The organism is Bradyrhizobium sp. Pha-3 (assembly GCF_042258325.1).
In the GTDB taxonomy this organism is placed as follows: Bacteria; Pseudomonadota; Alphaproteobacteria; order Rhizobiales; family Xanthobacteraceae; genus Bradyrhizobium; species Bradyrhizobium elkanii.
In genome coordinates this window covers 2,540,439-2,563,066 of record NZ_CP170151.1, presented here as the reverse complement: position 1 = coordinate 2,563,066, position 22,628 = coordinate 2,540,439, and the positions used below count along the sequence as shown (strand labels likewise).

Here is a 22,628-nt window from a genome sequence, read left to right as displayed (position 1 = left end):
GCGAAGCACGCTTTTTGCGGGAGCAAATGAATTCGCGCGCGAGAGTTTCCTCTCGCGCAGCGAGCGACGTATCGCGGGAATTGACAGAAGGCCCGGCCGGAGCCGCGCCTTCTCCTCGTCACCAGCCGTACCAGTAGGGATAAACCGGCCGATAGTAGCGGACGACCCGATACGGGCGGCCGTAGTAGTAGGGTGGCGGGCCGTAGACCGGTCCATAATAGACCGGGGGTGCGGTGGCGGCCGCTAATGTTCCAGCGAACAGCCCGAGAGCAAGCCCGGGGCCAATACCCGGACCGCCCCAACCATGGTGACGCCAATGGGCCGAAGCCGGCGCAACCGTTCCAATGAGGAGCGTTGCCGCCGCGACGACTGCAAAAGCAAGCTTTCTCATGTCCCTTTCCTCAACTTCTTAAGCGCTTACGCGCTTGCCTCTTATTATGCTCCAATTAGCCGAAGCTTCGGTTCGGCCATACATTGAATTAGAACCGTCCGGGCCGAGTTCAAGTAACCCGTTGACCAAAGAGGGTGAGATCCATGCTGACGTGACGCGAAGACGATCTGGCAAGCCTAGAACGGCGGCGCCTATTCGGGAGGGAGAGCGACGTCAGACCACCGGAGGCTTTCCTTCGGCAGCTCCTTGATCGGCAGGTCAACATCGCTCTTTCCCAGCGTCTCCTTCAGGGAGCTTGTTTGCCGCGCGGTCCAGACCGCATATTCAGTACGCCTTGGTGCGGCGGAATACCTGGTCCAACAATATCCTTTACCTAACGGTCGAAAATTGCGGCGGTCTTCTCCGCGTAGCCGCGCTTGTGGTCCGGGTCAGGCCCGCGGCCATGTTCTCAAGCTCAAGTGACCAAAAGCTGCTCGTCTCACGCATGATGATTTTATAGCAGCTGTATGACGAAGCCCTCTAAACTCTTGCAATCCACAATGGTGATCAAACCTTTGGCCCATCAGCATCGGCTGCAGTTTCGGCGTCTTGTGAGCAATGAAACGAGCGGCTTGACTTCTGCGCTTCCTCCAGTCGAGAAAAGCTTTCCGGCGCCCGCCGTTAATATGGAGCTGGATACGCTAGCCATCGTATTGATCTCGTGCAGGTGGTTCCCCAAGTGAGCCTTGCTCCGCAGGCGCGCGAGCGGGTTTAATGAAGCCCGGCTTCACAGGCGCACTGCTTCCAACTAAAGCGGGCCCCGCCTGGTTCGCGACCTGGCGAGCGGGTCGCCCCTTTATCGAGCGGCGCACCCGCTGAATGGAAGGCCGGGATCGATCATGACCGGCTCAGAAGCGCGTAAGCGGCACCTACTATAAGTCCACGAAGCCGGCAAAGACGTATTGGCTAGTCCTCGAATGGACAACAGAGGGCTAGAAGATGAGGTCAAGCAACAGCACTGCGCCGGCAATGCTGAGAAAAACGATAATGAGGGTCCAATCGCGGCCTTCTTCCGACATGGTCCCACCTTAGAAACGAACGGCCCCGGCGCACTGGGGAGCACCGAAGCCGTTAAGTAGTCCCACTCCATCGTGGAGAGATAACTTCGCGCGCTACTGCTTGTTCCCGGAAAGAAACGGCCCCAGCGAGAAGGTAGCTGAGGCCGATCCGACGCCAAGCGAATCAAAACAGTACCCAAGACAGCATCAAAGTCGGCAAAGACCTATTGGCCGACAAGAAAGAGCCCCAACTGCGAAGCTGGGGCCAGTGTGAGGCTGGGCGTCTCAGTGCCGGTAGCGGTGCGGCACCGAACAGGCGGCCAATGCCGCGGCATGCGCTTCGTTCCTGTTCACAAAAAGGCCCCAGCATCCGGATCATGCTGGGGCCAGGCCGGATCGCCCGAACCGCTGTCCACCGAGAGGAGGCAGCGGTCGTCGTTTTAGGGCTGAAAGAATACGGAATAAAAAATTGCCTGCTCTATTGCTCGGATAATGCAAACGACGCCGGTTCCGGAATAACCCATGTGAACTCTGGAGAGCGAAAGTGCCGCTTTTTCCTGCCCCTTCACGGGATTGCCGAAGACAGTTTCACTTGGAGTCTCAGCTCTCTCCAGGCTGAGAACCCCTACCGTGCAAGGCGAGGCCCCGTAGGACCCCACAACGGGCCTCGCTGCGGATTGGTTATGTGACGGTGGGCCGGCAAGCTGTAGCAACTCGACTTGACGTACCCAAGCCAAACTTGGCTCTTGGTTTTGCGTGGAGTTGCGTTATGCGCTGGTCCCGTTGGACACCCTCGATAGCGCCAAGCATGGTCGCCAGCACGCACACATCCGTCTCTCTGCCAGTGATGATGACCGTATCGATGCCATCGCTGCATAGCTGCTGGTGAAGATCGCAGCCTGTCCACGGCGAACAAACATGTTTGTCGAAGTTGCGGGCCGCGGGAGCGAACTTCGCGCGGTCGGGTACCAATTCCACCATCTGGCCCGATGATGTCGATTGTCATCGATCCCCAGCGTTCGTAGTAGTGCCGCCACGTACACGCGCCCTGGCCCGGCTTGCGGGCAGGAATAAAGCGAGTGAACAAGGTTTTCTCGGGACGAGCAGCTGTTGCGGCGAGGATATTCGGGAGGACGCGCGGGAGCCAGGGCATCTTCCAGTCGGTGGCTTCAGCGAACATTACTGCATATCAACGCAGATATGAACCGCGCTCTCACCGGGCGGCCCGTACCAAACTTCATCGTCCTTCGCCATTGTCTCAAAATCCCGGAAAGCGAGCCCCAACGGAGCGAGACCCGGTTAGTTCCTGCGTGCTCGAGGGTTGTAGCCAGCGACTCGCCGGGCCCGGTAGCAAGTGGACGTTGCGTGACAGATCTTAGCAAAGATATCGACGTGGTCCGGGCTATCGGAGCGGTCGCGACCATACTTGAGGACGCCAGCAAGGCAACCGATCCGGGTGGGCATGACGACGTTCACCGAATCGACGGGCTCCCGCGAAATGTGCAATTCGTCTATATCTTGGGATGCGAGAAGATAAGCGCGCGGAAGACGTAGTTCTTGCACTGGAGAAGCATCGCACCCAAAAAAAGCGCGTGGGCCCCGCTCCTGAGATCGCCGGAATACCGCGCGCCTTCGGCTACGCCGACAATTCCTTACCAACAGCGGCAGCTGAATTGCCGACCTTTTCTATCGCTTTCCTTCTATCGCTTTCCGCAACTCTTCTGGACTTGCCTGCAATGCTTGACCGGACAATGCCGTACGTCCGGGTCACGCATGTTTATCCTACGCGGTCCGGCTAGAACTTCTGAGTTAGGCCAGACATTCGCACCTCAGTGGTGCATTGCAGGAATAATGATGATCGGAAGCGGTATGCGATGAACCAGAGAAGCGCCCCTTTTCCGAAACCCACAATTTCCGCCTCACGTTTGTGAATGGCGCCCGGGTAAAAACCCGACCTCGAAATCGTTGTTCGTGCAGCCGGACAACCAAGTCAGCCACAGTCAGTGCCGCCGAATGCTGAGAAGCCCCTTCCAGAGCTTCTTGCTCCTGACTCCCTAACGCATGACGCGCGCTCAGCCGAGGGTCCGCCATTGTCCTAATTGGAACCGGGTTTCCCGCCAATTGTTGTTGTGCGCCACTTAAGAGGAGCAGCGCATGGCTAGGAAGCCGAAGAAGCTGGAAGACCTTTTCCACGAGACGTTAAAGGACATCTATTTCGCTGAAAACAAGATCCTCAAAACCCTCCCGAAGATGGCCAAGGCGGCGCAGTCGCCCGACCTCAAGGCGGCGTTCACGCAGCATGAGCGCGAGACGAGGGCCCAGGTTAAGCGACTCGACCGCGTATTCAGGATCATCGGCAAGCCCGCGCGCGGCAAAACCTGCGCGGCCATCAACGGCATCGCCGAAGAAGGCTCCGAGATCATGAAGGACTTCAAGGGAATGCCCGCGCTCGATGCGGGTCTTCTCGCAGCCGCCCAGGCCGTCGAGCACTATGAGATTTCGCGCTATGGCACGCTGTCCACATGGGCTGAAGAGCTCGGCTATGATGAAGCGTCCAGCTGCTTGAAGAGACCCTGACCGAAGAAAAGAACACTGACAAGACTCTGACGGGCATCGCCAAGTCGGTTGTCAACGTTGAAGCCGAGAAAGAAGAGGAAGACGCCTGACTGATGTCAAGCGCGACCTCTTAGTCTGGCCGACGCCGCTCCGACAGGCGTTCTAGCAGGCGATCCATACGGTGCGGCTGCCTCGATCGTCGAGAGCAAAGCAATCGCACGAACGTGCGAGCGCTCTCGCAGCCTGCGCGTCAGAGAGGCGAGCAAGCACGGCGTTCCAAGAGCGCGCCCTGAGCGAAGGAACCACACCGGCACTTAATCCGGCCGGTCGCGAGGCGAGGTCGTCGAACGTGTCAATCCGACGAGAACTTCCTGTCACCTTCCTTATGGTTTTCCTGATCCAGAATTCGCAGAACCGCGACAGCGCTGCCATGCAGGTAAAACTCGATCGCGGCGAACAACAGCGCGCCGACGCCGAGAACCGTCGCCAGAATGCCCTCGGCGGGGCGGCTGGCTCCCGCCAGCATCGCATCGATTGCGTTGGCTCCGGTGTCCCCGAGCATGTCCTTCAAGGAGGAGGTGACTTGTGAGGTGACGGCGTCGTAGCCGAAGAACAGCCCCGCGCTCGCAATCGCCATCACGATAATAGGACCCAAGGAGAACACCGAGTAGTGTGCAAGGTCGGCGCTCTGCCGCGCATCCTTGTGGCTCGACCAACTGGTCGCCGCCTCTTTCCCGACCGTCCGCCACATTGCAGCTTGTCCGGTTCGGTTCAGGCTTATGGCGACCTCACCTTTTTCCGTGCCGCATCCGCCGCATCGATGCCAGCCTGCTTCACCCGATCGATGGTTTCGGCGCCGACGTCGCCGACTTCGGCGCTCAGCGTATCGGTGGCTTCGCGCAGGCTTTGCGATACCGCGCCGGCGCGCGTGTTCAAGTCGGCTTTGACATCGTCGCTGAGCTCGCCCACCCATTCGTTCTCGAGATCGGAAGCCCGGAACGCACCCGCGATTGCCGCTCCGATTGTCAAGCCCACGGCGCCGAGGACGAGCGGCTGCCGGTCAAACATGCCGGCCAACGATGACTGCGCTTTCGTGAAAGCCTCCTTTCCGGGCATGCTGAGGTTCTCGCGCGCATAGGCGAGGCCTTCGTCAAACCGGTCCTTGATCTTGTCCGCCGCTTCCGACATGGCGTCCGAAGCCGCGCTACCGGCCTCGCGTGTGGTTTCCGTGGCGTCATCATGATCCATTTCTGGCGCGGTCGGCGGCGCCGCGGTCCTTTGGAGTCCGGACGCGGCCGCGCGAACATTGCGCGCGCCGAGATCAACGATCGGCGAAGCCGCCGCTGTCGCCGATCGCGTCGCGCTCTTGAGCTTCTCGTCGCCTGCCAACAGCCAGAACACACCGCCTCCGATCAGTGCTGCGGCGAGCGGGTTTTCCCGCACCGCCGTTACGAGACTATCGAAGAAACTCGTCTGCGTGCTGCTCATTGCACCATCCCTTTCACGGTATCCTTGTCGTTATCGAGCTGCCGCATGGTTTCCCGCGGCACCAGACCGCGGGCATCTAGCCGGTTGATGCCGATCGCGAACAGTATACCCGCGATCACCGCGGCCACGATCGCCGACGTCAAATAGGAGAGCGGCTGTGACCATCCTGCGCCGATCATCGCCGCCGATAGGGCGAACAGCGCCATCACCAAGGCTGGGATCACCAGGAGGGCACCGCCGGCGATGAAGACCAGCGCGCTGCCGACCTTCTGAACCTTTTCGCCTAACTCGGCTTTGGCGAGATCCACCTCGTTCTGGAACAGCTTGGCGAACTGCGACAACGCGTCGCCGAGCAGCGTCGAGATGGTTCTAAGATCGTTCTGACTTGTCCTGATATCGTTTTGGATGCTCATGACACGTTGCTTTGCTGCGAGGATGACGATTGTTCGCGGTGTTTCGAAGGTGAGGAACGCCCGCCCGACGCCCTCAGAAAACGGACTGCCGCGAACCCGGCAAGGACCGAAATCCCTAGAAACGCGGCCGGCTGCCGCTTCGCAAAATCGGTGGCGCCGTCGACCAGGTCGCGAAAACTTCCGTGGCGGACTTTATCGGCCGCGTCATCGACATATTCGGCGGCAGAAGTCATGCCACGAGCAGCAAACGGCGCATCGCTCTCGAAGGCGCGGGCCGCTTCACGAATGTTATCGGCAAGGCGCGCCATGAAGTCCGCGCCCGACCGCTGCTTGTCGCGCGCCTGGTCCTCGATCTGGTCCACTGTCCCGGAAGCCACGTCTTTGGCGGCGTCAGCCGCTTCCTTGAACTTGTCGCTGGCGACATCGGTCGACGCTCGGAGGGCGTCGCCGGCGCGCTGCTTCACCTCTGCGCCGGCATCGGCCATCTGCTCCTTCAGGGTCTGCGAAGGGCCGGTATTCTGGTTCTGCGTGGAATTCGTCTCTTTAGTCAGGTCCACATCGCTCATGATCGTTCTTTCAAGTGTTTGGGTTTGGGGAAGGACTGAAGGCCGCCCTGACGACGTCGTCGGCAGCCTCTTTGAGTCTGTCCGCCACGTTTTCGGTCATGCGGCTGGCATGCCCACCGAGATCGGCCTCGCCGACGCTTCTTGCCGCCGCGTCGGCCGCCGACATCGTCGCATCCTTGGCTGCTTCGAAACCGGATTGTGCAGCCTCCCCCGCCGCCCGTTTCATGCTGTCGCTCGCCGGGCCCATCGCCTTGGCTTCGGCGGTTGTTTCGGGAAGAGCCGCGGCAAGGATGGCGCCGATCGCGATCCCAAGGCCGGCGATCAAGGCGGCATTGTCGCCGATGACCTGCCGGGCCTTTGCAGGCGCCGTGGCCGCCGCGTCCTTGACCGCGCCAGCTCTCCCCTTGACGGCATCCATGCCGCTCTTGAGCGTATCGCCGACAGTGCCGGCGGCCTGCGCCGCCCGCTTGCCAAGATCGTCGGCCAGGCCCGCAGCGGCATCTTGCGCATCGCTGGCCATGTCGCTGGCCTGACTCTGAGCCAAATTCAGCCGATCTCTCATGTCGCTGCTCGGCGCGTCCACTCGGTCGGCGGGCTGATCCAGCATCTCTCCCGCCTTCTCCATCACCGGTGCGGCCGCTTCCGCGGCCTGCTCGCGCACCGTCTTCGAGGTCAGGGCAAGGCCAGCCCCGATCATCAGAAGTGGTAGTGGAAAACCGCGCGCCAGGCGCAGCAGCGGGATTGCGACCGCGGTGCCCGCAGCGACCGCCTGCATCGGATTGTCCATGGCTTGTTGCTTCAGCGCCTCGACCCAACTCTGGGTCTTGTTGCTGATGTAATCGGAGACTTCCGACTTGATGTGTTGGGGCGAGACCTTGTGACGGAGGTCGTCAGCGGTATCCGATATCCGCTCCCTCAACCTATCGACCGTCGCCGCGAACTCGGCACGGCTTCGCTCGCACTCCCCCCTCAGCTCCTCCACTGATCGCGTCATGGAATTACCCTCTTGGATTTTTGTTCGGTTCTTTCGGGACGAACTCACGCTTTGTTGAATCGTTCCTCAGGACCAGAAGAGAGACAGGCCCAGAGCACCCCACTTTGGTTTAGGCTCAGCAGTCCGCGCGCCGGCCGAAGCGCTTGAGGCAAGCGACAGGAACACGCCGACAAGCCGGTTCGTTGCTTTCCATGGACCGGCTCCTGCTTCGCTTCATGTCCGTCACGCCCAGATATCCCCTGTGGGTGCGGTACCTCTTGAGCCTCGGGCTTGTCGGGTTGGCATTTGTCGCCAAGCTCCTGCTGGACGATCAGTTGAGACCCGATCCGCTGATGCTGTTCATCCCGGCCATTTTCCTGGCCTCAGTCATCTTCGATCGCGGCTCAGGCTTTCTCGCCACCGGCGCGAGCGCGGCGCTGGCGGCGCGATACTTTATCCCTCCGCCTCCGAGCGCCGCTATCGCGCCCCTCCTGATCTTTCTCGCTAGCGGGCTATGTCTTGCAGGGGTAACGGAAGCCCTGCGCACGGCACTCCAGAAGCACTCGGAGGCAAAGGCCTACGCGGACGTTCTCATGATGGAGTTGGCGCACCGGACCAGGAACGACCTCGCGACGATCATGTCGATCCTCCGTCTGCAGGCGCGATCGGACCCTAATCCCGCCGTGCAGGCAGCGATCACCTCCGCGCTGGCGCGGATTGAGGTTGTCGCGAAGGTTCATGATCGCCTGCGCGACACGCCGGTCAACAGCTCGGTCGACCTCCCCGCTTATCTTGAGGCGTTGTGCGGGAGCCTTTCGGATCTGCACCGGGGAGTGCGCCCGATCGCGATACGGGTGTCCTGCGACGAAATCGCCGTCAAGAGCTCGCAGGCCGCATCCGTCGGTTTGATCGTCAACGAGCTGGTGACAAACGCGTTCAAGTACGCGTTTCCGGAGGGGCGCCCGGGCGTCGTGGAAGTCGACGTCCGGAAGAGAAACGAAAAGGTCGTGATCACGGTGAGGGACGATGGAATCGGATGCCCCACCGAGGCGAAGAGCGGTTTGGGAACCCGCCTGATCAATCTGATGGTGGCCCAGATGCAGGGAGGCATGACCAGGGCGCCGATGGCGCAAGGCTGCGAGGTGGAAGTCGTGGTCGTCATCGAAAGCTGATCACGAACGCCTACCCGAAGTTGGGGAATTCAATCGCTGATGCATCCGACTCTCAACATGCGAGAAGCCGCCTTGGCTTCGAGCTTCTGCACATAGTCCGCAAGGCTGAATTGGCGCTTGAAATTGCGGGTTGAAATGCTGCGATGGAGGAACTGGCGCTCGCCTTTTTCAGGCTTACTGCCCTCGATGGTGACTGATCGGCGTGATCGAGATGTTCTCAGGCGCGAAGCCCGCCACGGCCAGCGAAATCTGGTAACGGTCGTCATCCGCTCGATGTTGTAAGGCGGGTAATTGTCCTCGCCCGCCCGCTGGCCATTTCCGCGAGGTCAAGATCGAAACCGATGGTCGAGCGCCGGAGAGACGAAAAGTTGTGACTGCGCAAGCCAAATCCTCCAAAGAGCACGATGGTTACGAGCGGCAGCGGGCAGGACCGGTGCCCGTCTCACCTGACCAAGCCTCGACGCCATCCTTTGAAGGCGACAAAAAAGCAAAGCGGATTTTGGTTTCAAGAGGGACCCGAAAAATTTCGAAGCCGTCGCCCCCAACCGGGCGTGCCGGGTGCCGGGCTGGATCGCTCAAAGCGCCGAGCCCGCCCGCCGGCGGCTCTTAACTCGCGTTTAGCAGGTCCATCAGGAATTCAATTAAGGCGGTACAAAGCAAAGTTTAAAAGCGATGCAAACGCTACCCAGCCCGCATACGGGATAAATAAGAGCGCAGCAAGCCGATTGGCCCGCCATTGCAGGCCTATAAATAACAGAATCAGGCCCAGCAGCAGAATGATGACCGAGAGCCCCATGGCCAAGTTGTGCAAGCGGAAAACAATAGGAGACCAAAGAAAATTAAGCGCCATCTGTCCGAGCCAAACCTGCAAGGCCAGGCCATTGACCTCCTGCAGGTAGGTGCGCCAGCCCGCGATTGCGATCATCACATACAGAATTGTCCAAGTTGGCGCGAACACCCAATTCGGAGGATTGAATGTCGGCTTCTGCAGTGCGGCATACCATGCACCAGGCAAGTTGGTTGCGCCAATTAGCCAACCAATACCCACGACGGCAACAAGAAAGATGAGCAGACTTCGATTTCGTGCTTTCATGATCCAATATTGCACGTTCAGCAGAGGCGGGAATAGGCAGTCCAGACATCGGCGGGCCAATAGTCCTGAGGCGCCCCTCGCGGCGTCTTGCCCGACGGTAAGCTATGTTGTCCGGCTGGAGCCGCGATCCGCCGGCATTTACAACAGGAACCATCGACCCCGTGGGTCGGTCAAAATCCCCCGGGTATGGTCACTTGAAACTCCCCCACCTGATGATCGCCGTCAGCGCCGCTGAACAGCGGTAGCGGTCAGGCAGGACGTTTATTTTCGGTCCCTTTAGTCTAGCCAGCAAGGGACCGGGGAGTTGAACGTCTTGAAGCCACACCTGCAAAGCACGGTATTTACGCTACTCGATCGCAACGCCAGCCAGCGCGAGATCCACAGGTTGACGGGGGTCGATCGCAAGACGATCCGGCGTTACCGGGCGCTGCGGGCTGGTGCGGAGGCAAATTCCCCCGGGGAAGTGACCACCGGCCCGGTGAGCGAGGACGGCCAAATTCCTCCACCCCGACCACCGGCTTTTGGGGCATCGGAAGCGACGGTCAGCAGCAGCCTGGCCCGCTCGGCCTGCGAACCGCATCGGACGTGGATCGAAGGACAGGTCCGCCTGAAGCGGAATGCGCAGGCGATTTACCAGGACCTGGTCGATCAATTTGGCTTTCCGTCCAGCTACCAGAGCGTCAAGCGGTTTGTCCGCACGTTGCGCCACAGCGATCCCGAGCAGTTTGATCGACTTGAGTTCCTCCCCGGCGAGGAGGCTCAAGTCGACTATGGCGAGGGCGCTCTGACGATCGATCCCAGGAGCGGCCGGTACCGCCGCCCCCGCCTGTTCGTGATGACGCTGCGCTACTCGCGGCGCAGCTTCCGGCGAGTGGTCTGGCAATCCAGCCAGCAAGTCTGGGCGCAGCTTCACGAAGAAGCGTTCCGGTATTTTGGCGGCGTTGTCAGATATGTCGTGCTCGACAATCTGAAGGAAGGTGTCCTCAAGCCCGATCTGTACGAGCCCGAGCTCAACCCGATTTACAGCGCGATGCTGGCTCATTACGCCGTGGTCGCCGATCCCGCGCGGGTGGCCGACCCCAATCGGAAAGGATGCGTCGAGAATGCGATTCAACATACCCAGGGCACCGCGCTGGCTGGACGGCGCTTCGAGACACTGGAAGCGCAGAACGAGTTCTTGCGGCATTGGGAGGAGAACTGGGCTTCCAGGCGCATCCACGGCAGCACGCGCCGTCAGGTCGAGGCCATGTTCCAGGAGGAGAAGCCGCACCTGCGGCCGCTGCCTGTCGCGCCCCTCCGCATCTTCACCGAGGTCGTTCGGACCGTCTGCGACGACACCACCGTACGCGTCGACAACAGCTATTACGCCGCGCGACCCGCGCCCATCGGCAGCCAGGTCGTTGTGCGGATCTACGCCTCCATGATCGAGATCCGTGATCGCCACACCCGTGCGCTGCTGCGTGTTCATTCCAGGATGACGCACCCCGGTTCTGTCGTCCTGCCAACCAACGAACGGCCGTTCAATCCGTCGCGGCAAACCGCCGTGTTGCTGGCGAGCGCCGAGCGCATCGGGCCGCAGACCAAGGCGTTGTGCCAGCAGGTGTTCGACACCGAGGGACGTCCCGGACAGCGCGCGATGTGGGGCATTGTCGGGCTGAGCCGGAAGTATCCGGCGCGGCTGGTCGAGCAAGCCTGCGCGCACGCCATCGACAACCGCATCTACCGCTACAAGCACGTGCGTGCGACCGTCGAGCGGTTGTTCGAACAGGCGATCGAGCAGGTTGGAGCGACGCCACAACCGGCATCGCCGCTCACCCAGGATCATCCGCTGATCCGTGCCCCGGCCGAATACGGCGATCTCTTCAGCCGTGCCGTGCGGCACGATGCCGGCGACAATGGCCGGCAGGCCGAGGCTCACGACAGCCACGCTCGTGTCGCCTGCGCAACCCCGGCCAGCTCCGGCGCCACGAGCGCTCCCGCTGCATCTTCTCACCTCAAACTGGAGACCCAGCCACATGATGACCATGCCGGAAATTGAGCGTTGCCTGCGACAGCTGCGCCTGTCGGGCGTCCGCGACACGCTGCAGACGCGCGTGCTGCAGGCGCAGGGCGCCAACCAGCCATTCCTCGAGACCTTCTCCCTGATCCTGCAGGACGAACTCGACCGTCGTCAGTCCCGCCTCATCGAGCGCCGCTACCAGCAATCCGGGCTCGACGAAAAGCTGACGCTCGCCGAGTTCGACTGGTCCTTCAATCCCAAATTGCCGCGCCAAACCTGCTTCCAGCTCCACACCCTGGCGTTCATTGCCGCTGGCGAGAACGCGCTGCTTGTCGGCAAACCTGGCACCGGGAAGTCCTACATCGCCAAGGCGATTGCCTATCAGGCAATCCTGCAAAGCCACAAGATCCAGTATCTTGAGACCGACGACTTCTTCCACCGCTACGCCATGAACTCCCCGGCACAACGCGAGGTCCGGCTGCGAACCATCATCGACTGCGATCTCCTCGTGCTGGACGATCTGTTCCTCGCACGCGCCATCCCTGACGACGCCGGCGCATTGCTGCAGACCCTGATCCATCAGCGCTACAAACTGCGCCGCAGCGTCATCGTCACCTCCAATCGCGTCGTGCAAGACTGGGGGACATACCTGGGGGACAACACCATGAGCACGACGATCCTCGATCGCCTGATGCATCATTGCCATCTGCTTGAGTTCGACGGACGCAGCTATCGGCTCAAAGAGGCCGCTGAAGCCCTTGCCCGGGAGACAATGTCAAACTAACAATCACCATGTCCTGCCTCGCGGGTGGAGGAATTTGACTGACCTCACCCGGAGGAATTTGAAGTGACCCGCGGGGATCGATATCGACGTCTGTTTTGTCTCGTATGAGTGAATCGTTGCCAGTCCTCGTGGAGAGGTCGATCCAGATCGCCTGGGACTTGCTCGAACGCTCCGGCGAGATCACAGATCCTGGCGATGTGAGCCGCTTTCTTCTCAGAAATATCGATGACATGGTGCGGGCTGGAGAGCATCGGCAGCTCATGCTTGCGAACAATGCGATCGACGCTTATCGCCGCTACAAGCGTCTGCTTGCGGCATGATCAACTCCAATTGTCCGTTCTGCGGCGGCTGGGCTGGCTCCGTGAAAACCATTCGCATCTGACGAGACCCGCGCGACTTGCAGTGTAGTGCAGCAACGAGGTGTGCAACCGTTCCGACGATATTGACCAAGGCGTGGAGAAGCCCAATGTGAGCGGGCCGTTCGAGGAGAGCCGCTCGCCACGAACCAGCAGCTCGCGGTGTTGTTGCAGCCGTTGTAGGGTGATAGGTTGAGCGAGATACCCTCGCGCCAGCGTTCGAAGCCGCCTAGATTCCGTGTCGGTTTAGGGCTAGCGCAAACGGCATTTGTACTTTGGGCTGGCTTTGCGTGGGCCATTCTTGTCGAGGGCTACGGCGCTCTGCAAAAGATCATCGGCCGCTACGCTGTCGACCGTGCCGCTGAGATGAACCGCAGCGAAGCCGCGGTACGGCTCGGAGCCAAGTTTCTCAGTCTAACCTTGGCGGAAAAATTGCTGCTCTTCCCGTCCACAGCAACGGTCCTAATGGAAATGTGCCTGGTAAACCTATTCGTCTAAAGTCGATTGCCAAAATTCACATAGTTCAATGACCGCTTAGCTGGCGGAAAGCCCAATTGTGGGATTGCACCTGCCTATTGGGGGCGCCAGTGAATTACGCCGAACACCCTACGCAATCCAGATTCCTTGTTCGAATGGGAAGGACGGGCTGGATGGTCTACGATCGAGAACGCAAGGGTCCAGCACTGCTACAGAATGGTGATCGAGCTGAGAAACTTACAAAGGAGCGCGCTGAGTTCATGAAGCAAATCTTGCAGAGCCAGGGCGACAGGTAAGAGACAGCACCCGCTGGACTTGGTGTTTGCGGAGCCATCCGATGAAAATGGTTGCCGAGTATCCAGCGCGCGCACGAGTTCGAGCGAACGGCTACGCATGAAAGTGAACTCAGGAAATGGGATTGCCGTCGCCAAGGACGGAAGGCCAGTCCAATCAGGCCTCCGGCTGGCTAGCTCACTCGGACCCGCGTTTCATACGAACGACTGGCCGATGGTCAGTCCAACGCTCGATGAACTCGTGGACATTCAGATATTAGCCCGCCTTTTTGCCTCGTCATCACCTTGGCTAGTGAACCCATAGTAGCCCGAAAAACGCCCGCAGCATCGAGGACGAAAGCTTCACAAACCCTTTAACCCATCTTTCGATAGATCAACAGGGCGCTCTAGCCCACGTAATGGAAAAGCGCTTGTCAACGAGCCAGAATGCGCCCCAGCCCTTTTGGGAGCAAGAGCCGGGGCACGTTCATCCGCCGATGCCGCTCTTCTTATGAGCGACGACCAACGCTCAACGCGCGAGCATCATTCCTAGCGACCTCTTCATTGCTGCTCCGAGCCGACGCTCAATCTGCTTCCGACCGGTACCGCCCTTTTGCGTTCGTTTTCGCCAATCGGAGCAAGGGATCTAGCCAAGGCGGATCGGCAACTGCTATCCGCCGAGCGATCCTTGGGGCACTGACGGGCGTTTTGATCCCGGCGAGGGATTTCGCTCAATCCCGATATCGAAGGTAAAGGCTGGCCGCTCTCCAGGGGGTTCGGCGCTGACGCAAGTCGAGACTTCGACTTAGTTCCGGCGCCTCACGGCTGCATCGAGCACTTATCGCTCCGGAGAAGCTTCGTGTCTTGAAATTGCCGTGGCACAAATTGCACTAGCGGCCACCCAGCATCCGGGCATAGGATTTCAACCTTAATCGCGAGGGTTGTGTCATGGGCAGTGATATACCTTTTAGTGCGCTCATCGTGGCGCTCGGGCTGAGCCCCATCGCAATCATGGCTATTGCCCTATTCATGTAGAACCAACGCAGGCCGCTTGACGGCCTCTTCTTTTGGCCTCAAGCAGCTTGATGAGCCGTGTGCCGGTCCTCACGAATGGGTGTGAAACTGTATTGTGGGTGCCGGTGAAGCTGCCTATCGTTTGACGAAGTATATCTCACCGGCGAAGGCCTCTTGGTGAAGACGAAGACTGGGTTAGCGACATTGCCATCGAAATGCAGATCGAGGACGGCTTGATCTGGGTCTATGGCGTCGGCGAAGATGGCGTTCAGGCGTTCACCGACTTCGGCATCGAAAACCTGGAGTTCGTCGGGTTACAAGGAAAACCCCAAGCTGCTCACGCGCTCGCAACGGGAATGATTATAGCGCGACGATCTGGGTCGGAAGAGCGCGGCGATCAGGATGGCGAGTCAGTGTCGCGGCGCGATGATGATCGCCGCGATGATTGTCGCGCGCAAGAGTTTTGTTTGCTTTGATTGTCGCGGAGCGTCAATCAAGCGAGCGTTTTTTGTGTCGCGTGCTCCGGTGGCCGCCCTGGACCACGCTTTCGCTCGAGGGCAGTCCGCCTGCGATAGCTCTCGACGTTCATCTCGACGATGGTGGCGTGGTGAACAAGGCGATCGATCGCCGCGAGGGTCATAGCTGGGTCCGGAAAGACCTTGTTCCATTCTCCAAAGGGCTGATTGGCGGTGATCAGCAAAGAGCGTCGCTCGTAGCGTGCGCTGATGAGCTCGAACAGCACACTGGTCTCGGCCTGGTCCTTGGTGACATAGGCAAGATCGTCAAGGATAACGAGATCGAAGCGATCGAGGCGGTTGATGGCACCCTCGAGGTTGAGTTCGCGGCGCGCCACCTGGAGCTTCTGCACGAGATCGGTGGTGCGGGTGAAGAGGACGCGCCATCCGTTCTCGATGAGAGCCAAGCCGATTGCTGCTGCCAAGTGACTCTTGCCGCCACCGGGCGGACCAAACAGCAGCAGATTGGCGCCCTTGTTCAACCAGCCGTCGCCGGCGGCGAGCGCGGTCATTTGCGCCTTGGAGATCATCGGTACGGCTTCGAAGTCGAAGCTGTCAAAGGTCTTTCCGGTGGGCAGCCGCGCCTCGACGAGATGGCGCTCGATGCGGCGACGGCTGCGTTCAGCGATCTCGTGCTCTGCAATGGTGGCGAGGAAGCGCGCCGCCGGCCAGCCTTCCTTATCGGACTGCTCGGCAAATTGCGGCCACAGCACCTTGATGGCGGGCAGCCGCAGCTCGTTGAGCAACAGATTGAGGCGCGCGGTGTCGACTACGTTGGTTGTGCTCATGCGGCACCTCCGATCTCGGCAGTACCGATGAGGCATTCATAGGTGGCGAGCGGTGCGAGGCGCACCACGACGTTCGGCATCTGGGCGGGATCCGGGGCGAAGTGAGTACGTAGCCGGTTGAGGTCGGGCAGCCGGCCGTCGTTCAGGTCGGCCGTGAGCTGATCGGCGAGTTCGGCCTCGCAACCGCGCTCATGGGCGAGTGCGAGGAGATCGACCATGATCCGGCAGGCCTTCTTGTCCGGTAAGCGTTTGCGCAAGACGTCGAAGGCTCGGCGGTAAGCTTCCCGGGGGAACAGCTGGTCGCGGTAGACCAGGTTGAGGAGCGCCATCGGCTTGCGCCGCAAGGAATGGATCACGTGCCGATAATCGACGACCTGATCGTGCTTGCCATTGGGATGCGGCCGCCCGCGCGGCAAGGTGAGGAGATGCGTGCCGCCGACAAACACGTCGAGGTGATCGTCATACAGGCGCACCCGCAGCCGATGGCCGATCAAGCGCGACGGCACCGTGTAGAACACCTTGCGCAAGGTGAAGCCGCCGGACGATGTCACGTGGACGATCACCTCTTCATAGTCCGACGTGCGGCGGTCCGGCAGATCCTGAAGTGCGGTACGTTCGCTGTCGATCCGCTTGGCGTTGCGGGCATTGCGGCGGCTGACGATCTCATCGATGAAGCCACGATAGGCAGCGAGATCGTCGAAGTCGGCGGTGCCACGCAGCAACAGCGCGTCGCCGACCGCCCGCTTGAGATGGCCATGCGAACTCTCGATCGCCCCGTTCTCGTGGGCGATGCCACGATTGTTGCGGGAGGGGCGCATGCCGTAATGGGCACAGAGGTCTTCGTATCGCCGCGTCAGATCGTCTTTGGCGTCGCGGTCGAGATTGCAAAAGGCGGCCGACAGGCTGTCGGTGCGATGCTCCCGTGGCGCTCCACCGAGTGACCACAAGGCATTCTGCAGGCCTTCGGCCAGAGCGATGAAGCTCTCACCGCCGAGCACGACATGGGCGTGCTCAAACCCGGAATAGGCCAGCCGGAAGTGATAGAGACGATGGTCGAGCGGCACGCCCGCGATCGTGACACCCAATTCGCCCATGTCGGTGAAGTCGGACAGGCCGCGCTGACCGGGTTCGTGGGTCTGCCGGAAGATGACCTCCTGCTCCTCGCCGTGGATCGCCCGCCAGGCCCGGATCCGGCGCTCCAGCGTGCGACGGATGCCGGCGCCGAGCTCAGGATGGCGTCGGAGCAACTCCTCGAAGATCGTGACCGGCCGCACACCGGGGGCGGCCTTCAGCATCGGCACGATCTCTGTCTCAAATACGCGGGCCAAGGGATCTGGCCGGCGACGGCCGCGAGGAGCCTTCTTCTGCGACGGAAGGCGTCGATCCTGCTCGATCCGGTAAGCGGTCGAGGTGCTGAACGACGCCTTGGCGGCGGCCACGGGCGGGCTATCGGTCTGACGGTACTTCATGTAGAGCCTCATTTGGTGATCGGTAATGTGTCGGCCTGGCACGCGAGTGATTCCTCTTGGCGGAAGAACCACTTGCATAACCAGCCGGCCGCGATCACCAGTCGGCGCGGTCCGCTGTGGATCGCGCCGACGCCGGGCTCGTAACTCCGGTCGGGCTACGCCCTCCCTGCGTCACGAGCCCGGCGTAGCCCTCTCATCATGGTCGACGCTCCACTTCCATCCTGTTCGCCGCGCGGCAAATGATCCACGAGCCTGCGGCGTACCCAGCAAGGGGATTACCCGCCGAGGCCGAGTCGACGTTAAGCCAAAGGATCGCCTTATTGGATGAGAAGAAGGCCGACGACGGGGAACGACGAACGATTTGCAGCGAAGCTGAGAAAGCCTCACGCCACCTGGTCGATATGGTCGAGCCTGACCGTGTTCGCAGGATGAGCTGGCTCTCTGTGAGCGTATGCTAATTGGCGCACAAGAGGCGGGCCGAGCAAGGGAACCGAGCTTTGCCACTTTTTCCCGTATTCTTACGGACGCGTTAACCATTCTTAGGTATGCGCGCGATTTGCATTTTGTGCCAAAGTGTACGTATCAGGATTTTGCCAACAACCTTCCTGGGGCTAGAGCAAGCGCCGCTCGCATGTATTTTAAGCGGGCGGCGTTGCGTTGAATCCTTACAAAAATTGGCTCCGCACTTGGGGTTAATCCGCCCTCTCCGCGGCGCGCTTCCTAATAAGGATCAATCGCCCGCTCACCGCTGCCTCAGTCCGCCCGAGCTTCTGAGCGATCTCGCGCTGCGTGAGGCCTGTTTCTCGAACCAATTGCAGTAGTCGCTGTTCGTCCGCTGCGGACCACGCGGGCATTGGAAACTCCCCAAAATTGTTCCGTCCTGAAATGTCGGAGAGGATCGCAGATATTGGCTAGCCTGTCTGTCCGGTTTTTCACCGGGCTCTAATCTGTCGCAGGGCGTGTCCTTGCCACAACGAGCACGAGTAGAGCGCTATCCGTATCCAGGCCCCGTGTCCTGATTTGATTCGTGGCGTGTCCTAGTTCGGATTAGACGAACGGGATGTGCTCAGCCCATCTTTTCCATCGGTCGCCGTCTGTTGTCATAGCTTGTTCCCGTCAGGTTCCCCATGAGATGATCCCCGCCTCTTGCGGGGAGGCCTTCCATGAAGAACATGCAGGCGCGCTTGGAAAAACTTCGGATCGAGGCGGAAGAGTGTGAGCTAATCAGCAAGCTGGCGACCAGTCCGACTAAGAAAGAGCTATTCGCCAAGCTGGCAGCTCATCATCGGACACTGACCGATGAGGTCGAGCGGACGATAAGAGCAACAAAGCCTTAGTTCCCTTAACAACATAGGATGCATCGGCGCATTGTCTGCGTCACGCTGTCGGCTGGGAGACCGAGCGCGCGCCCGCTGCCGAAGCAATAAGCGCGGCCATGGCCGACACCGATCGCGCTTCGCGCGTGCACCATGAGGCTTTCCAAGATTACGTAGGGCGCGTTTGTGAGCTGATCTCGCGGGCTGCGGAATTACTTAGAGTGCCAGGCCGGACGCCTTCATCGGCCGCAAGACGCGGGAGCCTTCCCTCCAAGGAGGAGGAGCAACTCACCAATTGGAGCGCTCGTCCGCCTGCTGCTAAATGAGAGCATGGATGACTTATTGAAACCGGCCGATCAGTTGATGCTTGGAAGGCGCCGGTCTGTACAGCTCAAGCTGGCTAAATGATCTCGAAATACCGCCGGCGTTCAAAGTCTGTGACCCGATGTTGAACGGCCTCCCATTCCCAACGGCGGGAGCAAGAAAACGCTTCAACAAACCTTTCACCGAAGACATCATTGGCTGCCGGAGACTGTGCAAACCGATATGTTGCCTCTGCCAAGCTTTGAGGCAGCCTCCCAGACGGAAGGCAGGCCTCCGCGCTTGCATCACCGACGATCGAAGCCGGGAGCGCCGCGTTTGTCTCGATACCCAATATGCCGGAACCGATGGCACATGCGAGGGCAAGATATGGGTTCAGGTCTGCACCGGGCAGCCTGTATTCGAGACGATGTGCAGACGGGTCTCCCGGAATGACGCGTACCGCGCAGGATCGGTTGTCGATTCCCCAGCTCGGATAGATTGGTGCCCAACAACCAGGTACCAATCTCTTGTAGCTATTGAAATTCGGCACAGCGAGCACACAGAAATCATTCATGTATTTCAATTGTCCGCCGATGAATTGCCTCATGAGCTTCGAGACGTTGCGAAACGCCTCACTATCGTAAAACACATTCTGACCATCTGCGGACATCGAGACGTGAATATGGCCGGACTGGCCCGGCCAATTCTCTGAAACCTTGGCCATGAATGTAGCCATCATGCCGCGCGTCTGCGCCCAGGCCTTTATCATCGACTTGAATATGATTGCTCGATCGGCGGCTTCCAGGGCATCACAATGACGAAGTGACGCTTCAATCACGCCTGGTCCCGTTTCAAAGTGCAGCCCGCTGAGAGGGATTCTGGACTTCTCACAAAGCGCCAGGATCTCACCGAACAGCTCCCTGTGCGCGACAGACCGCGCAATCGAGTAGCCGAATGGGCCCCGCGTCAAAGGAGCCCATTGGCCGAACGGCTTGTCTTCAATTATGTCGGCGTTCTCCTTGAACAGCATAAACTCAAACTCGAACCCGGCGCTGCAGCTGTATCCGCGGTCGGCAACCCTTTGCAGGACTTTACGCAGAATACCGCGCGGGCAGACGCTCTCATGTGCGCCCGCAAACTCAGCCAGATAGAGATATTGATCGCCGGCATAAGACACCGAACGGCCGGTGCCGGACAGAACGCGCAGATCGGCGTCCCCAAATACTGACTGCGGCTCTTGCGTGAAGCCCGCCGGAATGACGCGGTCCGAACAATCCCACGCGAGCACCGCTTCAGAGAACTTGATGACCTTATTCCCGACGGAAAGATCTTCACCCAGGACGTGTTTGCCTCGAAGGATGCCATCGAAGTCGCTCACACCGATCATCGCCGCAGCGGCTGAATTCGTGCAACTGTCGCAGATGCCGGTCATTGGTTCGCTTCCTGCGGCACCAAATCGAACACCTGGTCCATCCGCATCGCACGCAGTTGGCGATAATCTTCCTCAAGCTGTATCAGGTCGTTGTTCACGAGATACACAATGCCTGGCGTCGACGCCAAGTCGATCGTCGGAACCAGGTTTTGCCCTATCGGAACGAACGCAATGGCATCCGCGAAGCTCGGCAGCTTGCCGATCGCATCGAGTCCGGGATAGCCGGCAACAACACCGCCCATGTCGGAGATCAGCGAGACGCACAGTGCATGAGCCTGCCGCTTGTAAACCCCGCGTCGCCTCATATACCCAGCAAAGCCTTTGGGATCTGCGTAACGCCACGCGGTGAGCGTCAAATGGTTATGGCCCAACGCCATCGTCCTGGCTTTTGCCGACATGGTTCCTTGCAGCCTCGCTCCGAAGTCGACCAGAACCGGTCCCCGATCATCGACGATGATCTCGGCATGAGCAGGTCCGTCGGTGATCCGAAGCGCCCGCAGCGCACGTTCAAGGTAGTCGGATAGTTCAAGAACGATTGGCTCCTTACCTCCCAATAACCGCTCGAGTGAGCAGACCGAAGACGCGCCCTCAATAGGAACAGTGTCATAGGTCCAGGCCTCCGTGACGAAGGTCTCGCCGTCGATCGAGACGGCATTTACGGTATATTGCTGGCCGTTGATTTTCTCCTGTCCAAGCGCCAATTGATTGAGCGTTCCGACACGGTTCGTCTTACCGACGATCGCGGTTACAGCGCGCTGAATATCGGCATCCGTCGAGCAAAAGAACACGTCCTCCGTGCCTGTGCTGTTCAGCGGCTTGATCACAAGCTCATCGAAGGTCTCTTGACGCTTCCATCTTGCGATCACTTCAGCATTGTCGGACACCACTTGTCTGATCGATCGCACGCCTGCTGAGGCCAACGCTTCAGACAGGCGCGATTTGTCCCGTCGGGCGGCCGAAAGGGCGGTGCCATTTGAAGGCAAGCCCAGCCGCTCCGAGATCGAATCGGCCAGCTCAACTCCTGTCTCGCACCCCGCTATGACGAACTCCAGCTCCCTGCCCTGGAGAGCCCGAAGATGATATTCAACGATCTCGTCGTACCCCATGCGCTCGGGCGGGCGAATGACTTCATCATACAGATTAGCATTGAAATGCGATTGAAAGATCGACGGAATCTGTGCAGCCGACATCACATGCACTGTTGAAATTCCATACCGCTTGAACTCTTCCGGCAAGAAGCGGCCGGTCGAATATGCGTCGACGATTACACAGTTTCGCTCGTTCATGCGGACCTCCGGTACTGCAAACAGACGTTGCCGACGGCAACAGCCGTGATGAGAACATTTCCAACGAACGTATGCGGCGAAGGCACGATACGAGAATCGAAGTACTGGAACAGAAACGTGATGACAGGAGCGGTGGACAGGACCATGTTGACCGTGAAGGGCTCGACGCGGCGAATACCCTCCTGGAACAAGAGCAATGGAACGATGATCGTGGATAGCCCAATCGTTGCGATCGCAAGCCAATGTTGCGAGATCTCGAGCACGATGGAGGAATGGTCGACCAGTCCCAGCAGCAAAAGGATCGTTCCGTAAAAACGATGCGCCAACACCTGTCGACCCGAAAATCCGCGGTCGAATAGCAGCTTGACGAGTATATTTGTAAGAGCGAGCGATAGGCCGGCCACGATTGCCAAGACGATGCCGAAGGACGATCGAGCTCCCCACTCCACGCCAGCGTTGCCGGTTGCCGAGATCCATATCATGTAACTTCCAACTGCCGCGATCGTCACGCTCACGACGATATCGGATGCTGGAGGAACGCCCTGGCGCCTGATCAGCGCGTTTAACCACACCGTCGCAGCGGGTCCTAGCGCCACCATGAACGCGACGACGATCGCCGGTTCGGTGTATTTCAGGCCGATAAACAACCCGATCCAACTGATCGCGGTCACGACATTGAGCGACACGAACACCAGGAGCGCCGACTTCGCAACCCGTGCCGTTTCTCTCTCGTGACCTGCCAGCAGATTAAATGTCAGACAGATCGCGGCAAAGGACACGAGGAGAGCGACGAACGCATCCGCCCGCTGAAAATACGATGCCGCATAAACTTCGCCTGCCGCGCTCAGGACGACATAGAGCGCTACAAAGAGAACTCCCAGAGCGAAGCGTCTTGTCAATCGCCCACCCGTCCTCTGCGGGCGGGGCG

The 22,628-nt window shown here is 59.8% G+C and carries 19 protein-coding genes and 2 pseudogenes; 8 read left to right on the top strand and 13 right to left on the bottom strand.

Going from position 1 to position 22,628, the window contains the following annotated elements; translation table 11 throughout:
* Window positions 1-118 precede the first annotated feature (118 nt).
* Both ACE10X_RS11970 and ACE10X_RS11965 read right to left on the bottom strand, forming a co-directional pair.
* Complete coding sequence (locus ACE10X_RS11970) at window positions 119-391, bottom strand: hypothetical protein (protein WP_075969288.1); 273 nt, start codon at window positions 389-391, stop codon at window positions 119-121.
* A 1,718-nt stretch (window positions 392-2,109) separates the two neighbouring features.
* Window positions 2,110-2,409: an isochorismatase family protein gene (locus ACE10X_RS11965; RefSeq protein ID WP_375764193.1), complete on the bottom strand. Its 300-nt coding sequence runs from the start codon at window positions 2,407-2,409 to the stop codon at window positions 2,110-2,112.
* Window positions 2,410-3,582: 1,173 nt separating this feature from the next.
* On the opposite strand from ACE10X_RS11965, the pseudogene ACE10X_RS11960 reads away from it, so the two are divergent.
* A pseudogene (locus ACE10X_RS11960) lies at window positions 3,583-4,094 on the top strand (ferritin-like domain-containing protein).
* Between the two features lie 263 nt (window positions 4,095-4,357).
* Window positions 4,358-4,456, top strand: a pseudogene (locus ACE10X_RS11955) (low affinity iron permease family protein); the annotation flags it as partial.
* A gap of 305 nt (window positions 4,457-4,761) precedes the next feature.
* On the opposite strand, the gene ACE10X_RS11950 reads toward ACE10X_RS11955, so the two are convergent.
* Genes ACE10X_RS11950 through ACE10X_RS11935 form a run of 4 tightly spaced genes read right to left on the bottom strand, consistent with a single transcriptional unit; the run spans window position 4,762 to window position 7,445 of the window.
* On the bottom strand, window positions 4,762-5,472 hold the full coding sequence (locus ACE10X_RS11950; protein WP_028344472.1) for a hypothetical protein: 711 nt from the start codon (window positions 5,470-5,472) through the stop codon (window positions 4,762-4,764).
* Window positions 5,469-5,885, bottom strand: a complete 417-nt coding sequence (locus tag ACE10X_RS11945) for a phage holin family protein (RefSeq protein WP_038379332.1) — start codon at window positions 5,883-5,885, stop codon at window positions 5,469-5,471. Before ACE10X_RS11945 ends, ACE10X_RS11950 begins: the two co-directional genes overlap by 4 nt.
* Window positions 5,882-6,451 (bottom strand): hypothetical protein, encoded by a 570-nt coding sequence (locus ACE10X_RS11940; protein WP_016846832.1) that lies wholly within the window; start codon window positions 6,449-6,451, stop codon window positions 5,882-5,884. Before ACE10X_RS11940 ends, ACE10X_RS11945 begins: the two co-directional genes overlap by 4 nt.
* A gap of 10 nt (window positions 6,452-6,461) precedes the next feature.
* A complete protein-coding gene (locus ACE10X_RS11935) occupies window positions 6,462-7,445 on the bottom strand; it encodes a hypothetical protein (RefSeq protein ID WP_038376411.1) in 984 nt (327 codons plus the stop codon).
* A gap of 191 nt (window positions 7,446-7,636) precedes the next feature.
* On the opposite strand from ACE10X_RS11935, the gene ACE10X_RS11930 reads away from it, so the two are divergent.
* Window positions 7,637-8,596 carry a sensor histidine kinase gene (locus tag ACE10X_RS11930; protein WP_016846830.1) on the top strand — a complete coding sequence of 320 codons (960 nt, stop codon included), beginning with the start codon at window positions 7,637-7,639 and terminating at the stop codon, window positions 8,594-8,596.
* Window positions 8,597-9,233: 637 nt separating this feature from the next.
* Here ACE10X_RS11930 and ACE10X_RS11925 read toward each other — a convergent pair.
* On the bottom strand, window positions 9,234-9,689 hold the full coding sequence (locus ACE10X_RS11925; protein WP_050999403.1) for a TspO/MBR family protein: 456 nt from the start codon (window positions 9,687-9,689) through the stop codon (window positions 9,234-9,236).
* A 304-nt stretch (window positions 9,690-9,993) separates the two neighbouring features.
* On the opposite strand from ACE10X_RS11925, the gene istA (ACE10X_RS11920) reads away from it, so the two are divergent.
* The 4 genes from istA (ACE10X_RS11920) (at window position 9,994) to ACE10X_RS11905 (ending at window position 15,067) form a co-directional block, all read left to right on the top strand.
* On the top strand, window positions 9,994-11,727 hold the full coding sequence (gene istA / locus ACE10X_RS11920) for an IS21 family transposase (RefSeq protein ID WP_209946074.1): 1,734 nt from the start codon (window positions 9,994-9,996) through the stop codon (window positions 11,725-11,727).
* Window positions 11,705-12,472, top strand: coding sequence for an IS21-like element IS1631 family helper ATPase IstB (gene istB / locus ACE10X_RS11915; RefSeq protein WP_209946072.1), 768 nt, complete (start codon window positions 11,705-11,707; stop codon window positions 12,470-12,472). Before istA (ACE10X_RS11920) ends, istB (ACE10X_RS11915) begins: the two co-directional genes overlap by 23 nt.
* Before the next feature lie 116 nt (window positions 12,473-12,588).
* Window positions 12,589-12,792, top strand: coding sequence for a hypothetical protein (locus ACE10X_RS11910; protein WP_307724583.1), 204 nt, complete (start codon window positions 12,589-12,591; stop codon window positions 12,790-12,792).
* Window positions 12,793-14,806: 2,014 nt separating this feature from the next.
* Window positions 14,807-15,067, top strand: a complete 261-nt coding sequence (locus ACE10X_RS11905) for a hypothetical protein (protein ID WP_035633761.1) — start codon at window positions 14,807-14,809, stop codon at window positions 15,065-15,067.
* A 17-nt stretch (window positions 15,068-15,084) separates the two neighbouring features.
* On the opposite strand, the gene istB (ACE10X_RS11900) is transcribed toward ACE10X_RS11905, so the two are convergent.
* The 3 genes from istB (ACE10X_RS11900) to ACE10X_RS11890 form a co-directional block, all read right to left on the bottom strand.
* Window positions 15,085-15,894 carry an IS21-like element ISBj11 family helper ATPase IstB gene (istB, locus tag ACE10X_RS11900; RefSeq protein WP_016842034.1) on the bottom strand — a complete coding sequence of 270 codons (810 nt, stop codon included), beginning with the start codon at window positions 15,892-15,894 and terminating at the stop codon, window positions 15,085-15,087.
* Window positions 15,891-17,441, bottom strand: a complete 1,551-nt coding sequence (istA, locus tag ACE10X_RS11895) for an IS21-like element ISBj11 family transposase (protein WP_080586188.1) — start codon at window positions 17,439-17,441, stop codon at window positions 15,891-15,893. Before istA (ACE10X_RS11895) ends, istB (ACE10X_RS11900) begins: the two co-directional genes overlap by 4 nt.
* A 614-nt stretch (window positions 17,442-18,055) precedes the next feature.
* Window positions 18,056-18,217 carry a sigma factor-like helix-turn-helix DNA-binding protein gene (locus tag ACE10X_RS11890; protein WP_018270246.1) on the bottom strand — a complete coding sequence of 54 codons (162 nt, stop codon included), beginning with the start codon at window positions 18,215-18,217 and terminating at the stop codon, window positions 18,056-18,058.
* Window positions 18,218-18,526: 309 nt separating this feature from the next.
* On the opposite strand from ACE10X_RS11890, the gene ACE10X_RS11885 reads away from it, so the two are divergent.
* Window positions 18,527-18,700 carry a hypothetical protein gene (locus ACE10X_RS11885; protein ID WP_018270245.1) on the top strand — a complete coding sequence of 58 codons (174 nt, stop codon included), beginning with the start codon at window positions 18,527-18,529 and terminating at the stop codon, window positions 18,698-18,700.
* Window positions 18,701-19,079: 379 nt separating this feature from the next.
* Here the strand turns inward: ACE10X_RS11885 and ACE10X_RS11880 are convergent, their stop codons facing one another.
* Genes ACE10X_RS11880 through ACE10X_RS11870 form a run of 3 tightly spaced genes read right to left on the bottom strand, consistent with a single transcriptional unit; the run spans window position 19,080 to window position 22,599 of the window.
* Window positions 19,080-20,414: a glutamine synthetase family protein gene (locus ACE10X_RS11880; protein ID WP_016841940.1), complete on the bottom strand. Its 1,335-nt coding sequence runs from the start codon at window positions 20,412-20,414 to the stop codon at window positions 19,080-19,082.
* Window positions 20,411-21,700: a hypothetical protein gene (locus ACE10X_RS11875; protein WP_016841941.1), complete on the bottom strand. Its 1,290-nt coding sequence runs from the start codon at window positions 21,698-21,700 to the stop codon at window positions 20,411-20,413. Before ACE10X_RS11875 ends, ACE10X_RS11880 begins: the two co-directional genes overlap by 4 nt.
* A complete protein-coding gene (locus ACE10X_RS11870) occupies window positions 21,697-22,599 on the bottom strand; it encodes an EamA family transporter (protein ID WP_375764192.1) in 903 nt (300 codons plus the stop codon). Before ACE10X_RS11870 ends, ACE10X_RS11875 begins: the two co-directional genes overlap by 4 nt.
* Between the last annotated feature and the right edge of the window lie 29 nt (window positions 22,600-22,628).